General features: G+C 41.8%; 11 protein-coding genes. 3 read left to right on the forward strand and 8 right to left on the reverse strand.

All coding sequences use genetic code 11. The annotated features are described in order from the left end of the window. From PI95_RS04695 to PI95_RS04725, 7 genes are all read right to left on the reverse strand, one after another. Complete coding sequence (locus PI95_RS04695; protein WP_163518615.1) at window positions 1-5,220, reverse strand: AAA family ATPase; 5,220 nt, start codon at window positions 5,218-5,220, stop codon at window positions 1-3. 100 nt (window positions 5,221-5,320) lie between these two features. Continuing rightward, window positions 5,321-5,905: a protoporphyrinogen oxidase HemJ gene (hemJ, locus tag PI95_RS04700; protein WP_039744158.1), complete on the reverse strand. Its 585-nt coding sequence runs from the start codon at window positions 5,903-5,905 to the stop codon at window positions 5,321-5,323. Window positions 5,906-6,018: 113 nt separating this feature from the next. Beyond that, window positions 6,019-6,870 carry an alpha/beta fold hydrolase gene (locus tag PI95_RS04705; protein WP_039743694.1) on the reverse strand — a complete coding sequence of 284 codons (852 nt, stop codon included), beginning with the start codon at window positions 6,868-6,870 and terminating at the stop codon, window positions 6,019-6,021. A 48-nt stretch (window positions 6,871-6,918) separates the two neighbouring features. After that, the gene (locus PI95_RS04710) at window positions 6,919-8,022 is read right to left on the reverse strand and encodes an NAD(P)/FAD-dependent oxidoreductase (protein WP_039743696.1); all 1,104 of its coding nucleotides are present in this window, start codon (window positions 8,020-8,022) and stop codon (window positions 6,919-6,921) included. Continuing rightward, entirely contained in the window at window positions 7,967-8,323 is a 357-nt protein-coding gene (locus PI95_RS04715; protein ID WP_163518611.1) for a hypothetical protein, read from the reverse strand. Before PI95_RS04715 ends, PI95_RS04710 begins: the two co-directional genes overlap by 56 nt. Then, window positions 8,271-8,735, reverse strand: coding sequence for a photosystem II protein PsbQ (gene psbQ / locus PI95_RS04720; protein WP_039743700.1), 465 nt, complete (start codon window positions 8,733-8,735; stop codon window positions 8,271-8,273). Before psbQ ends, PI95_RS04715 begins: the two co-directional genes overlap by 53 nt. Before the next feature lie 68 nt (window positions 8,736-8,803). Continuing rightward, window positions 8,804-8,971 carry a hypothetical protein gene (locus tag PI95_RS04725; RefSeq protein WP_163518612.1) on the reverse strand — a complete coding sequence of 56 codons (168 nt, stop codon included), beginning with the start codon at window positions 8,969-8,971 and terminating at the stop codon, window positions 8,804-8,806. A gap of 93 nt (window positions 8,972-9,064) precedes the next feature. Between PI95_RS04725 and PI95_RS04730 the strand changes: the two genes are divergently transcribed. Further along, entirely contained in the window at window positions 9,065-11,830 is a 2,766-nt protein-coding gene (locus tag PI95_RS04730) for a M16 family metallopeptidase (protein WP_052324899.1), read from the forward strand. Between the two features lie 348 nt (window positions 11,831-12,178). Beyond that, window positions 12,179-12,694 (forward strand): peptidoglycan-binding domain-containing protein, encoded by a 516-nt coding sequence (locus tag PI95_RS04735; RefSeq protein ID WP_039743702.1) that lies wholly within the window; start codon window positions 12,179-12,181, stop codon window positions 12,692-12,694. Between the two features lie 84 nt (window positions 12,695-12,778). Here the strand turns inward: PI95_RS04735 and PI95_RS04740 are convergent, their stop codons facing one another. Continuing rightward, the gene (locus PI95_RS04740; protein WP_236116933.1) at window positions 12,779-13,639 is read right to left on the reverse strand and encodes a thermonuclease family protein; all 861 of its coding nucleotides are present in this window, start codon (window positions 13,637-13,639) and stop codon (window positions 12,779-12,781) included. A 265-nt stretch (window positions 13,640-13,904) separates the two neighbouring features. Here PI95_RS04740 and PI95_RS04745 point away from each other — a divergent pair, with 265 nt between their 5' ends. Further along, the gene (locus tag PI95_RS04745; protein ID WP_039743704.1) at window positions 13,905-14,120 is read left to right on the forward strand and encodes a hypothetical protein; all 216 of its coding nucleotides are present in this window, start codon (window positions 13,905-13,907) and stop codon (window positions 14,118-14,120) included. Window positions 14,121-14,124: the final 4 nt, after the last annotated feature.

Here is a 14,124-nt window from a genome sequence, read left to right on the forward strand (position 1 = left end):
TTATCCTTCTAAAGTAAAATAAAAAGTTGCTCCTTCCCCAACCTTGCCCTCTGCCCAGATTCGCCCACCATGACGGTGGATGATTCGTTGAACTGTGGCTAAACCAATGCCATTTCCTTCAAATTCTTTGGCAGAATGCAGCCGTTGAAAAGGTTGAAATAGATTGTCTGAATCATTCATATCGAAACCGACACCGTTATCGCGAATGAAGAAGATATTATTATCAAGCTTATCAAAATCAATTTGCGTATATTCACGGGTGCGCGTGTATTTCCAGGCATTGCCCAGCAAGTTATCCAGTGCTGCCCGCAATAAATTAGCATCGGCAGAAGTGGTTAAATCTGGGGTAATTTGGAACTTTGCTTGTCTTGGTTGGTCTTTTTCTAGGTCTTCGGCGATCGCCTGTACCATTGTACTCAAATTTACTTGAGTGCGATGCAATTGCGAGCGGCTGATTTGCGATAATCGCAACAAATCCTCAATCAATTGCCGCATGTGTTGAGTTGAGTTTTGAATGCGATTTAGGTAATTTTGACGAGTTGCAGTTAAGGAATCGTTAAGAGATTCTGCGAGCATTTGGGTAAAATAGTCAATTCGTCGCAAAGGCGATCGCAAGTCATGAGAAACTGAAGAAGAAAAACTTTCCAGTTCTTTGTTAATTAAGGTGAGTTGTGCTGTTGTTTGCTCCAAACGAGTATTTTTATGTTGTAATTCTAAAGTGCGTTCTGCTACAGTTGCTTCTAATGTTTGAGTATACTGTTCTAATTGGCTATTGGCAGCTGCTAATTCCGCATTTGTTTGAGCCAGATTTTCGTAGAGTTGAGAATTTTCTAAGGAAACGGCAATTTGAGCAGACAGCAATTTTAATATTTCTAAACGTTCAACGGTAAAGGCTCCCGTGGTTATATAATTTTCTAAATAAAGTAAATTTTTCAGCTGTCCTTGATGAATAATCGGAGTACACAAAACAGACTTCGGCTGATATTCTCTAATATATGGATCGTTAATAAAAATTCCTTCTTTGGTTGCATGATTGAGGACAATACTTTCTCTGGTGCGAACCACATAATTAAGAATTGCTAAAGGAAGTTGTGTTTGATTGGAAGGTGAGATAATTGAATTTTGGTCAATTGTGCCGACAGCGACAATGGTAAATTCACCGGCTTTTTCGGCAATCAAAAATCCTCGTTGTGCGGCAGCATTTTCGATGACGATCGCAATTAATCGATTTAATAAATTCTTAATTCTTAGTTCGCTAGCGATCGCTTGAGAAGCTTTGACTACGGTGGATAAGTCTAACCAGGCAGCAGTAGTCGATGATGTGGTAGAAGCGGTGCTTCCACGAGTATGCTGTTTCAACAAGTCTGGGTAACGAGTTAATAAATTCTCCGCTAATGGTTGCGAACCCCAACTGATATAACCTAAATACGCATCATTCAAATACGCTGCGGCAATTTTCGGTTTGTTAATTCCTAAATAAAATTTGGCGGCTAATTCGTTCGCTAAAGCTTCATCTTGAGTAAATTCGTGATTTTTCGCCGATTGAATGCTAGCATCGTAGGCATTCATTGCCAGCAGCGTTTGTCCTGTAACTCTGGCAATTTCCGCTTCGACTAACTCATATTTATGCTGAAAATTCATCGGTGCGTAATCTGCTTTTTGTTTTAAAATCGCTTGGTTTGCTTGTACTTGTGGAAGTAGTTCGCGATCGCATTGCAGTAAAGTCAGCGAATCGTAGAAAATGTACTCATACATCATCATCATCCCGACAACAGCTTGTAAATTCGCTGCGGTTGATTTTGCCTGGATTGATGCTTGTTCGTAATCACCAAATCGATACGCTAACATCAATTTGAACAGATAAAAGCAGCACAGTAGCGTTTGCCAATTTCCTGCTGCCACACTTGGTAGCATTGTCGCTTCGTTGAAACTCTCACCTGTCAATACCAGCAAATCGTCTGCTAAACCCATGAAATTTAAAACGACTTGTCGGGCAATGCGGATGTAGTAAATACCTAATTCTTGTTTAGCGCGATCGACAAGTTCGACATAAGGTAGTGCTTTTTGATTGACAATTTCTAAGTTCTCCCCACTAAAGAAATGGTGCATCACGTACTCGCTCGTACCATAACCGACAAACTCCAGATTGCCTACTTCCATCGCTCGTTCTACAGAAGCTTGTAAGAATTTCAATGTCGATCGCAGAGAGTTTTTAATGAAGTGAACGTGAGAACCATACACCTTTAACACATGCGGATAAAGAGTTTTATCGTTAAATTGTTCTAATACCTTGAGAGATAACTGTCCAAATTCATATCCGGTATCGATGTTGTCAAATACTGCCGCGCAAAGAAACCCAAACAGACAGTAAGCAAACGATGATGGTATCCAGTTGCCATACTCAACGGAAAGCTGAGTCATAGTTAACATCATCGGGATAAATAATTGCGGTCTGGCAATGTAAACAGGACCCGGCATGGTGTTGAGTATTTCTACTGCAGCTTGTTTGTTAGCATCGCTCATCACAGGTAGATTAGCTAGTGCTGCCACATCATTTGGTTGAAACACAAGTTTCTGTTGAAGTTGAATATTGTAACTTTCAATTTCTGCGTCTTGTGTAGGAATGCGGACATCTAATAGTAATAAAGCTTTTAATGCGGTTTCGATTGAGGCAGCGGAATTGCCTTGAGCAATTTCCAGTTGAATTTGTAGTTTGTAGATACGGATGCGGTCTAAAAGTGTTTTCGTATGTTGCAATGCTAGATTAATTAGAGATTGCGATCGCGCAAAATTAGCGTTAATGCACTCAACATCAATCAACCTGCAATACAGTGATAATGTTAGATCGTACTGCTGTTCCCAGCAGTCATTTGCTAAAAGCTCTAATCCCAAATTAAAATAACGGGCAGATGGTTCGTAAGCGATCGCTGATGAAGCTTTTTGACCGGCGATTAAGTTCAATGCTGCTAATTGATTTCTTTGTTCTTGGTCGCTAATTAAATCTTTGCCGTAATTTAAGTGATTAACTAATTCAAAAATGTTTTCTTTTTGTGATGATGGTGATTGACTTTGTAAAAGTCTTTGACCGATTTTTAGATGGGTTGCTTTACGTTCTGCTTCCGGAATCAGCGCTTCTGCGGCTTGTTGAACTCGGTCGTGCAAAAATTGATAATTAATGGTATGCTCATCGAGAGCGATCGTCGCAGTTTCTTCCCCGACAAACAAGGGAATTTTGTAAGCATTATTTAAAGGTAAAATTAATCCGGCTTGCATCGCTGACCAAATTTCTTTAGCCGTCTCCAATACAGTTTTTTGCGATATAATCGCAAGCGTTTCTAAATCAAAGCGATAACCAATACAAGCCGCAAACTTTAGGAGTGTTTGTGTAGTTTTTGGTAATTTTTCAATTTTATTAACCATTAACTCAATTACATTATCTGTCACCCCAACAGTTTGAATTTGAGTTAAATCCCACCTCCACCGAGCGGTTGCAAAATCAAATTTAATTAGATTCCTTTGCGCCAGAGATTGCAATAATTGAGTTAAAAAGAAGGGATTACCGTCTGTTTTGTTGTAGAGTAATGTTGCTAATTGTGTAGAGGTTTCTGTTTCTTGTAATGTATCTGCGACTAATTGTTTAACGCTCTCAATTGATAGCGGTTTGAGGACAATCTGATTGATTTTCGCCCCTGTTTCTTGCAATTGGGCTATTGTTTGAATTAGAGGATGTGCCGCACTTACTTCATTATCGCGATACGCACCTAATAGCAATAAATAGCCGATATTGGCATCGTTTATTAAAGCTTGAATGAACTTTAAAGACGCATAATCTGCCCATTGCAAATCATCTAAAAATAATACTAGGGGATGTTCTTTTTGGGCAAAGACGTTAATAAAAGCTTGAAAGACGCGATTAAATCTAGCTTGAGTTTCTGTTGCTCCTAATGTTGGTACAGGTGGTTGCGCTCCAACCAGCAATTCCACTTCCGGAATTACTTCAATTATCACTTGAGCGTTTTCTCCTAAAGCTGACCGCAGTTTCGTTTTCCATACTTCCAGATTGGCAGCACTTTCAGCTAACAATTGCTGCATCAACATCCGAAATGCTTGAATCAATGAAGCATAGGGAATATCTCGTTGAAATTGGTCGAATTTACCGGCAATAAAATAACCCCGCTGTTGCAGAATTGGCTTGTAAATTTCGTTCACTAAAGAAGATTTACCAATGCCAGAATAGCCACTGACAAGTAACAGTTCAATTTTCTCAACTTTTGCTATCCGATCAAACGCTTGCATGAGTGTGGCAACTTCTGCTTCACGTCCATACAACTTTTGGGGAATCAGTAAATGTCCAGAAGTATCGTGTTGAGCGATCGCAAATTCTTTAATTTCCCCGCTTGTAGTTAACTGTGTTAAAGCTGTTTCTAAATCCTTCTTGACTCCAAAAGCACTTTGATAGCGGTCTTCCGCGTTTTTTGCCAGCAACTTCATGATCATATTTGAAATTACAACCGGAATATCTTGCCGCACTTGATGCGGTGGAATCGGTTGTTTGGCAATGTGAGCGTGAATTAATTCTAAGGGGTCGTCAGATTGAAATGGCAAACGCTGCGTCAGCAACTCGTAAAATGTTACTCCTAAAGCGTACAAATCGCTGCGGTAATCAATTGCTCGATTCATCCTTCCGGTTTGTTCTGGAGAAAGATAGTTTAAGCTACCTTCTAGTAAACTGGGTGGACTCAAAAGCGGATTTTCTTTAGAAAGACGCGAAGCGATACTAAAGTCAATAATTTTAACTTCGCGATGCGAATTAATCAGAATATTTTTTGGTTTAATATCTTTATGAATAATTTGATGTTGATGAATTTCACCTAAGATAGATGCAATTTGAATCGCAATTCCTAACCAATCTGTTAAGGCAAGAATTTTCCCGGCGACAAATGTCTTGAGATCGCTGCCAAAATCTTCTAAAATCAGTGCGAATCGTTTTTGATACTGTTCTAATTTATAAGGTTTAATTACGCCTTGCAGCGGCAAATCTCTGAGTATTTCATATTCAAGCTTGAGTCGAGCGGTTTCTTCGATTGTTGGAAAATCTGCTTTGAGTGTTTTAATCACGACTTTTTGGCGATCGCACTCGCGAATGCTTTGATAAACAAGCGTGCGATCACCATTGTGAAGAATTGTGCCGAGAGTATAACCAGGAAGCGCAGACATCATATTCTGGGTTTTATAACTATAGCATCAGATGTAGGGTGCGTTACTACGTTAACGCACCCTACTTAAGAGCCACCAACAACTATCCACTATCCACTATCCACTATCCCTGCTGTTGTGGAACTTGTGAAATTTCCGCCAATTCCTTTTCTTTATCTTGTCTGCGCTTTTTCGCGTAAAGTTGAATAGTGGCTACCATCGCAATAATCATTGCCACAATTACCCAAACAGTAATATCGGTCGGTAGACTATCTTTAAATATAGCCAGTAATACAATCACGACTAACATTAAGCTGGGTGCTTCATTCAAAGCGCGTAACTGTTTGCTACTCCAGCGACATTCATCAACTGCTAACTGCTTCATTAGCCTTTTGCAATAATGATGATAGCCGAGTAAAAGAGCCACAAATCCTAGTTTGACATGCAACCAAGTCTGTTTTAAAACTTCTGGTTCAGTAGTTAATAAACCGATTGCCATTGCTACTGTTAACAACATTCCTGGGGTGGTGATAATGCTGTAAAGCCGTTTTTCCATTATCTGATACTGATTTTTCAGTATCGTGCGTGCTGGTTCTGGTTCTTGGTTGGCTTCGACGTGATAGATAAAAAGACGTACTAGATAAAATAATCCAGCAAACCAAACTACAATCCCGATAATGTGAAACGCTTTAAACCATGAATAAGCCATGAATTTCATTCTCCATTTAGTTGGACAAATCACTGAAAAAAAGCAATACGTAGTAAGCGATTCATCGCTTATTTTGAGCACTAAAGTGCTCACTACGAGACTTTCTTCTATTTTTACTTATTATCTGTACGCCGTACAAAAGGCAAAAGGTCTTCTAAAATCGTTTCATGATAATGTTCTTGAGGATAATGCCCCACATTATGAAGTTTTATTACTTCGGCATTCGGTACAGAATCGGCAAACTTTTGTGCCATATCTATAGAAAGCCAAGGGTCAATCATTCCCCATTGAATTAAAATTGGTTTTTGCCATTCTTTAAAGCCAGATTCGATTTCGGTCATGGCTGGCTGAAGTTGTAAATTGCGGATAGTTGATAAAAGTCCTCTTCCAGAAGAGGAACTTTTCAAATATGGCTTTCGATAAACATCTAAATCTTTCTCTTCGATGACGTAACGACAACCACCTTCTAAAGTTCTATCAACTAATAAAGGGTCTTGAGTCATCATTTCACCTGCAAGAGGTAAACCGAGTTGTTGAATTTTCCAAGGTAATTTGGCAGCGCTGGTAATTGGGGTATTGATGATAGCTATGTTGGCAATTTGTTCTGGATGTCGCAAAGCATATTGCAGTCCTACAGAACCTAAAAATCCTTGGACAACTAAAGAAAAACGTTTTAATTCTAAGGCTTGGATAAATTCTGATAAAGCTGTGATAAATGCATCTGGGGTATAAGCAAAGTCTCTTTTTTCAGGTTTGGATGAAAAACCATAGCCAATCCAATCTGGTGCGATCGCTCTTGTACCCTGTTTCGCTAAAGCTGGTAAAATGTTACGCCAACTGTAACTTTGTGACGGTAAGCCGTGTAGCAATAATACAGGCAATAAGTCTGTTTGACCAATCGGTTCAGCTTGGCGATAAAACCATTCAAGGGAATTTACGGTTATTTTATGTTCTTGTATTGACATGAGAAAAAGCCTCACGCAAAGGCGCAAAGGCGCAAAGTTTTATTAAAATTAGGAATCGTTGGAGATAATCATCTCACGAATTGCGTGTGCTGTTGCGGGTGCTAATAAAACGCCGTTGCGATAATGTCCGGTGGCGAGGAGAATGTTATTAAAGCCTGGTAATTTGCCTATGATTGGTGCGGGTCGTTTTTCGGGACGGGGACGCAATCCCGACCAGGTGCGGTTAATTGTGGCTGATGTTAATTCTGGACAAAAGGCGATCGCACCAGTTAAAACTTGCTTCAATAGTTCTTCGTTAGGTGGTATTTCATGGGTATCATTGGGAAATTCTACCGTTGCACCAATCCAATAATCGCCGTTACCTACAGGGACTATGTGAATATCATCGCCTGTAATCACTGGTTGAAAGTCGCGATCGCCTAAAGGATGTTTTAAGCTTACTTGCAAAGCTTGTCCCAACACAGGGCGAATATCAATCATTTGGTTTAATTGTGCTGTCAAAAGTGACGAACCCAATCCGGCGGCGATTATAAACCAATCAGCAGTAATTTTACCCTCTGTCGTCTCAAGTTGATTGCATGAATTTGCGGCGGTTCGCGCGGAAGTTAAAGTTCCGTTGACGGTAACGCCAAATTTAAAAGTAACGCCGTTGCGTTGAGATGCATCAACTAAAGCTAAAGTTAAAGCTGTTGGGTCAAGTTGGCGGTCTTGGGGAGAATAAACAGCACCAGTAATATTATCGTTATTTACTTGCGGACAGACTGACTTTAATTTTGCCACGTCCCAAACTTCTAATTTCCAGTTTTGAGAAGAGCGAATTTCCGCTAGTTTTTGCCAGTCTGCTAAATTATCTTCTTGCAAACAAAGGCTGAGAATTCCTTGACGATTAAAAGGGATTTTACGATTTGTGATAGCTTCTAGTTCCGGAATTAGAGTTTCATAACGTTGAATGCTATATGAGCGCATTCGCCAAGCATTACCCTTAATTTTATGGCTAATCGCACCCATCAAAACGCCTAATGCTGCCCCTGTAGAGGCTTGCGCGGGTGGTTGAAAGTCGATGACAGTGATTTTCAGGTCTTGAACTTGACTGAGTTCATAGGCGATCGCCGCCCCAACAACACCACAACCGATAATGACTGCATGACTCATTGCTTTTTGGGGAGATAGGGAGTGGGGAGTGGGGAGTAGGGAGTGGGGGGGAGGGGGGGAGAGGGGGGGACAAGGGGATGGGGGGCTTTGGGGTCCCCACGAAGTGGGGTTGGGGAGCCAGCGCTGTGCGGAGGTTCCCTCCGTTGAGGCGACTGGCGTGGGAAGGGGGAGAAAGAATTATTCTCCTTGTCTCCAAGGAGTCCCCCTTGTCCCCCTTGTCTCCTTGTCTCCTTGTCTTTTCCTTAAGCCTAACTTTCTTGTGGGTTGTTGCTTTGCGGTAACAATTGTAAGAAATTGTCAATGTCAGCAAAAGCGGCTTTGTTGTTGCTTAAAGCTTGTTGAGAGTTGCGATCGGCTGCGGCTTGATCTATTTTTACCAGGTGGTTAAATAAATCTCGCGTTATCTGACGTGCTTGGGATTGGTCTTTAGGTAGCAGGTTGGAAGCAATGTAGCTCATGTTCAGCTTGACGGATGTCATCGGACCGTGGATAAAATTACCCACATCGATCCAATCATTTCTGCGGATCAGCTTTTGCAGTTCATCTGAGCGATCGCGTACCGAAAGAATATCAGGAACATATTCCTGAATTTTCTCTAACTGAGCCGTAGTATAGGTTGGAGGTGCAGTAGCGACAGTCGGACCGCCACAACTAATCAGGAATGTTGCCAAAATTACCAGAATCAATGACAATATCGAGCGTTGACGCGCCATATACTCAATTTTTTGGTGTGTCTATTAACAGTGTCATTTTAGATCGCTAGGGCAATTTATCGTTCTCGCTAGCGAGAGTTTTTTTGCCATGTTGGGGCATGGGGCATGGGGCATTGGGCAATGGTAATTGCTAATTGGGAATGGCTAATTGGTAATTGGGCACGCTTGCATTGAGAATAAGAGATTCTTTCCATTCCCCATTCCCCATTCCCCATTACCCATTCCCCATTACCCATTCCCCATTCCCCATTACCCAACATCGTAAAATACTTGCCAAGATGGATTTATACTATGCGTGATTTTTCAGTTTTGAATTTCAATTGCTAACAATGCCTTTCTTTCCTAAACTGCGTCCATACATTCTTATAGGGTTGTTCCTCAGCCTTTTTCTCAGTCTAGATTTCTTTTCAGACAATTTTACCAACGCGGCAACGCCAACTACAGTTGCACCTGTATCGGGTTCAGCACTGACCCAAGGGGTGACAAAAACGGTATTAGACAACGGTTTAACCGTGTTAACCAAAGAAATCCATACTGCACCAGTGGTCAGCGTGCAGGTTTGGTATAAAGTTGGTTCACGCAATGAGGGGACGGGGGAAAATGGTATCTCCCACCAGCTAGAACATTTAATGTTTAAAGGCACTTCTACCCGTCCAGTACAATTTGGGCGGCTGTTTAGTGCTTTGGGTAGTCAATCTAATGCTTTTACCAGCTATGACGAAACTGCTTACTATGGTACGGTGCAGCGAGACAAACTCGAAGCACTGCTGACCTTAGAAGCCGATCGCATGGAAGGTGCTTTAATAGAACCCGACCAACTGACGAGCGAAAAGCGCGTAGTAATTTCTGAACTACAGGGATATGAAAATTCGCCTAGCTACCGTCTCGGTCGAGCGGTGTTGCGGGCTGCTTTCCCGAATCGAACTTATGGTTTACCTGTAGGAGGCACAAAAGCCGATGTCGAGAAATTCACGCTCTCGCAGGTGCGGAATTATTACCAAACCTTCTACAGTCCAGATAATGCCACATTGGTAGTTACAGGCGATTTTACCACCGCACCAACGCTGAAAGTTATCAAAGACACTTTCGGCAAGGTTCCCAAACGAGCCAAAACGGTTCCGCCAAAAGGTTCTGTATCTGTACCTTCTAATACTCCGGCGAAAAAAGAGCCTATCGTCCTCAAGCAACCAGGAAGCGCTGCACTGCTGCAAGTTGTCTATCCCTTACCAGATGTGAAGCATCCCGATGTGGCGGCGATTGATTTGATGGATGGTATTCTTACAGGCGGTCGTAGTTCTCGACTTTACCAAGATTTGGTAGAATCCGGATTAGCCAGTTCAGTTAGTGCGAGTGCAGCAGAATTAATTGAACCAGGTTGGTATGAAATTAATGCTACAGCCGCACCCGGTCAAGAATTATCGCGCATTTCTTCGGTGTTGCAACAATCGTTGACGAAACTGCAACAGCAGCCAGTCAGCAATGAAGAATTAAATAGAGCAAAGACGCAATTACAAGCTTCTTTTATCCTGAATAATCAGGATATCACCAGTCAGGCAAATCAACTGGGGTATAATCAAACCGTCGCCGGAGATTATCGTTTTATTGAGGGGTATCTGGCAGCGATCGCTAAAGTTACACCAGCTGATGTGCAGAAAGCAGCGAAAACTTACCTCGATCCGGCTAAACAAACCATCGGCTTTTTTGAACCTACCCAAGCAGATGGTAAACCAGGAACTTCTAATGCAGGTTCTGGTCGCACTGCCGAGAATTTCAGCCCAGGAAAGCCGGTAGACCCAGCAGAACTTGCCAAATATCTTCCTCCTGCCACATCAGCCACCACTGCTAGCAAACAATCGCTACCAGAACAATTTACCCTGGCGAATGGAATGCGGGTTCTTTTGTTAAGCGATCGCAGTTTTCCCTCGATAAACCTCACCGGACAAATTGACGCTGGTGCTGAATTTGACAACATCCAAAAAGCTGGGCTAGCGAGTTTGACTGCTGGTAACTTAATGAATGGTACCAAAACCAAAAATGCTCTCACATTAGCGAAATCCTTAGAAGATAAAGGAGCCAGTTTAGGTTTTAGTCCTAGCCGTGAGGGTGTCGCTATTGGTGGTCAAGGTTTGTCAGCGAATCTGCCGATATTGATAGAAACTCTGGCAGATGTAGTACAAAATGCTACTTTCCCGGCAGACCAATTGGAACTCAGCCGGCGACGGTCATTAATCGGGTTGAAAGCACAGCTAGATGACCCCCGTGGACTGGGACGAAGGGTTTTTCAGCAAGCAATTTACCCCGAAAATCATCCGTTCTACAGCTTTCCGACAGAAGAAAGTTTGAAGGCTATTACTCGCGATGATTTGGTTCGCTTTTATCAAGAACACTATCGACCGGATACAACAACGTTAGCGATGGTGGGTGACTTTGAACCAGCGAAGGTGAAAGCTTTACTAAATCAAGCTTTTGGTAAATGGCAAGCAAAAGGTAAAGCACCGATTTTGAATCTGACCTCAGTACCGTTGCCGCAAAGTCAGACACGTTTGAATAAAGTAATTCCCGGTAAGGCAGAGGCAGTTACTTATATAGGCTACAACGGCATCTCGCGTAAAGACCCTCGTTTTTATGCTGTTTCGGTACTAAATCAGATTTTAGGTGGTGATACCTTGTCTAGCCGCTTGGGTACAGAAGTACGCGATCGCCAAGGTTTAACTTACGGTATTTACAGCGCTTTTGCTGCTGGAGTTAATCCAGGTCCATTCTTAATTCAGATGCAGACTTCTCCGCAAGATGCGAATAAAGCGATCGCTAGCGCTGTTGCTTTACTCAAACAAGTGCGAGATCAAGGAGTCACAGAAGCTGAATTAAACACAGCAAAACGCTCAATTACCAACAGCTATCCCGTAGATTTGGCAAATCCCAGTGATGTTGCCAGCATCATTTTAGACAATTCAGTTTACGGGCTTTCACCTACAGAAATTCGAGAATTTCCTAACCGCATTCAAGCAGTGACGATGACTCAAGTGCAGCAGGTAATCAAAGACCTAATTAATCCTGACAAACTGGTGATTGTCACAGCAGGACCTAATGCGTAATGGGGAATGGGTAATGGGGAATGGGTAATGGGTAATGGGTAATAGAAAGAAATTGTCTCCATCTTTCCATCCCCCCCTCCCCCCCTCCTCTTCATTGCTTTCGTCCTCACACTATACGGTTGCTCTCTTGTTAAGTAAATAACAAGAGAGTTTTTTTGTGTCCAAAGTTACTATATTACTGGTATAAAAAGAAGGGTGCAATATTTATGGCTATTAATTGCCATAAATATCGCCTCATTTTTCGCTCTTTCCTTATCTTCCAAATAATACTTATCGGATTCCGTAATCCGTGTTGAATTGTTTGAATTTATTCTGTAACCAACAAATATTTAAAGAGAATTACAGAGGATGTCTACTGCAATTAAATGTCCTATTAATCGACCAACCTTGCAATTAGGTGCAAGTAGTCAATTTGTCAAAGAAATGCAAAAAGCATTAAACCAGCGGCTTGCAGAACTCGATACTTTATCAGATTATCCTCTACAAGTTCTTGTCACAAGTCACTTTGAAGAACAAACCCAAGATGCTGTTAAATATTTTCAGTGTCTTGCCTTCCTCAAAACAGATGGTATTGTCGGAAAAAATACCTGGGCATATTTGTGTGAAGGCGCAAATAGTCTGCCAGAGTTAAGTCAAGGAAGTAGCGGTTCCCTGGTGAAAGCAGTTCAGCACGCACTGAAAAATGGTAAATATTATTCTGGTGAAATTGATGGCATCTTTGGCACAAAAACAACTGAAGCAATACAAGCTTTTCAGGCATCGCGCTATCAACAACCCAACGGCATCATTGGATATCGGACATGGAATGCTTTAAGTAGATTTCATGCCCATATCTCTCACTGTATTATTAATACTTTCGATTAAGATTTTTCACCCTATACTCTCTTACGTAGTAAGGGCTTCAGCCCTTTATTTTGATGGTTGAAGCCCTCACTACATTTAGGTAAACTATTTCTCCATAAAAACTAAATCTTCAGGTTGAACAGTTAATTTGATATTTTGACCATCGACTTTCACCACAAAATCAAATCCTGTAACATGACTATCTGGGAGAATTATCACTTTATCTTTCTTAGATTCCAGAAAGTTGATAAATCCGTCTAGAGCTACACTACCATCATTAATAGCGAGATAATCAAGCAGCCGGCGAAACAGTTTCGGTAAAATAACAACTTTGTCGGTGATAGTTTCTAACTCTTCCAAGAGAAAACCTTTATTAGTTTTATCTGATGACCATAAACCCTTTTTATCAGTACGAGCTTTTTCGGTGACAGCAATCAATTGCTTGCGGATATCAGGATATAATTTAGAGTAAAAGGTAGGGTAAACTAACCCTTTAGCTAAGAGATGATAATTTGCGCTCTTTTTCAGTAAAGATTTTTCTAAATAGATGCTGCTGCCATCTTCTTGTTCTGAATCACCTTTAAAAACAAAAGCAACAGCTCTGCCATACGTGTCTGCAAAACGGGTGAGGATGAAACCAGGTACTTCTTCGGGTTCTGCGGCAGTAATTACTTGATTGGAACCACGGGTAACGTTTTGAAATCCCAAAAATTTTAACAGTTCGCTAGCAGCAGCATCAGCAAATTCCGCAGGCTGGTGCTGTATGCCTATACTACCCATTTTCGGGCGATAATGTGTTTCCAGAGCATCGATCGCATCCAAACGCAGCTGGGCACCTCCTGAGCGGTTGGTGCTGACTGGTGTCTGCAATTTCTTCCACAATTCGGGGTTTTGCGGATAAAAGCGGATAGAATCGCCATCAGGTGCAGTTTTTACGATTCTGAAGTTGCCCTGGATCAGCGTCATTGTCATTTGTTGGGTTCCTTTGATGAAGATGTACAACTGTTAGTTTTACAGTAATTTAGGTTACTCATGTAGTAAGCGCTTCAGCGCTTTGTGGAAGCGCTGAAGCGCTTACTACGAATTCTCATGCGATCGCCAAAAATAATTGCTCGCGGATCTCATTCTTTAGTTAAACTTATGTTAAGCAAACGTCCAGTTTGCTCCTCACAGAACACTTCTGCTCTCTTGTTTGGTAACTAGCAAGAGGGCTTTTTTTATATAAAGGGGAATGGAGGACAAGGAGGACAAGGAGGACAAGGAGGACAAGGAGGACAAGGAGGACAAGGAGGACAAGGAGGACAAGGAGGATAAGGAAAGTAATTCTTCTTTCCTCATCCCCCCTCTCCCTTGTCTCCCTTGTCTCCCTTGTCTCCCCCCTCCCCCCCATCTCCCCATGCCCAATTCCCCATTCCTACCAAAAAAGAGTTACCCTGATGTCGGCTAAAATT

Source organism: Hassallia byssoidea VB512170, from assembly GCF_000817785.2.
GTDB lineage: Bacteria > Cyanobacteriota > Cyanobacteriia > Cyanobacteriales > Nostocaceae > Hassallia > Hassallia carrinoi.

Bases quoted from the DNA above. Each gene is read 5' to 3' on its own strand.
- PI95_RS04745 (WP_039743704.1), top strand. From the start codon at position 13,905: ATGGAGGACAAGGAGGACAAGGAGGACAAGGAGGACAAGGAGGACAAG.
- PI95_RS04725 (WP_163518612.1), bottom strand. From the start codon at position 8,971: ATGGGTAATGGGGAATGGGTAATGGGGAATGGGGAATGGGGAATGGAA.
- PI95_RS04710 (WP_039743696.1), bottom strand. From the start codon at position 8,022: ATGAGTCATGCAGTCATTATCGGTTGTGGTGTTGTTGGGGCGGCGATC.
- hemJ (WP_039744158.1), bottom strand. From the start codon at position 5,905: ATGGCTTATTCATGGTTTAAAGCGTTTCACATTATCGGGATTGTAGTT.
- PI95_RS04705 (WP_039743694.1), bottom strand. From the start codon at position 6,870: ATGTCAATACAAGAACATAAAATAACCGTAAATTCCCTTGAATGGTTT.
- PI95_RS04695 (WP_163518615.1), bottom strand. From the start codon at position 5,220: ATGATGTCTGCGCTTCCTGGTTATACTCTCGGCACAATTCTTCACAAT.
- PI95_RS04735 (WP_039743702.1), top strand. From the start codon at position 12,179: ATGTCTACTGCAATTAAATGTCCTATTAATCGACCAACCTTGCAATTA.
- psbQ (WP_039743700.1), bottom strand. From the start codon at position 8,735: ATGGCGCGTCAACGCTCGATATTGTCATTGATTCTGGTAATTTTGGCA.
- PI95_RS04740 (WP_236116933.1), bottom strand. From the start codon at position 13,639: ATGACGCTGATCCAGGGCAACTTCAGAATCGTAAAAACTGCACCTGAT.
- PI95_RS04730 (WP_052324899.1), top strand. From the start codon at position 9,065: ATGCCTTTCTTTCCTAAACTGCGTCCATACATTCTTATAGGGTTGTTC.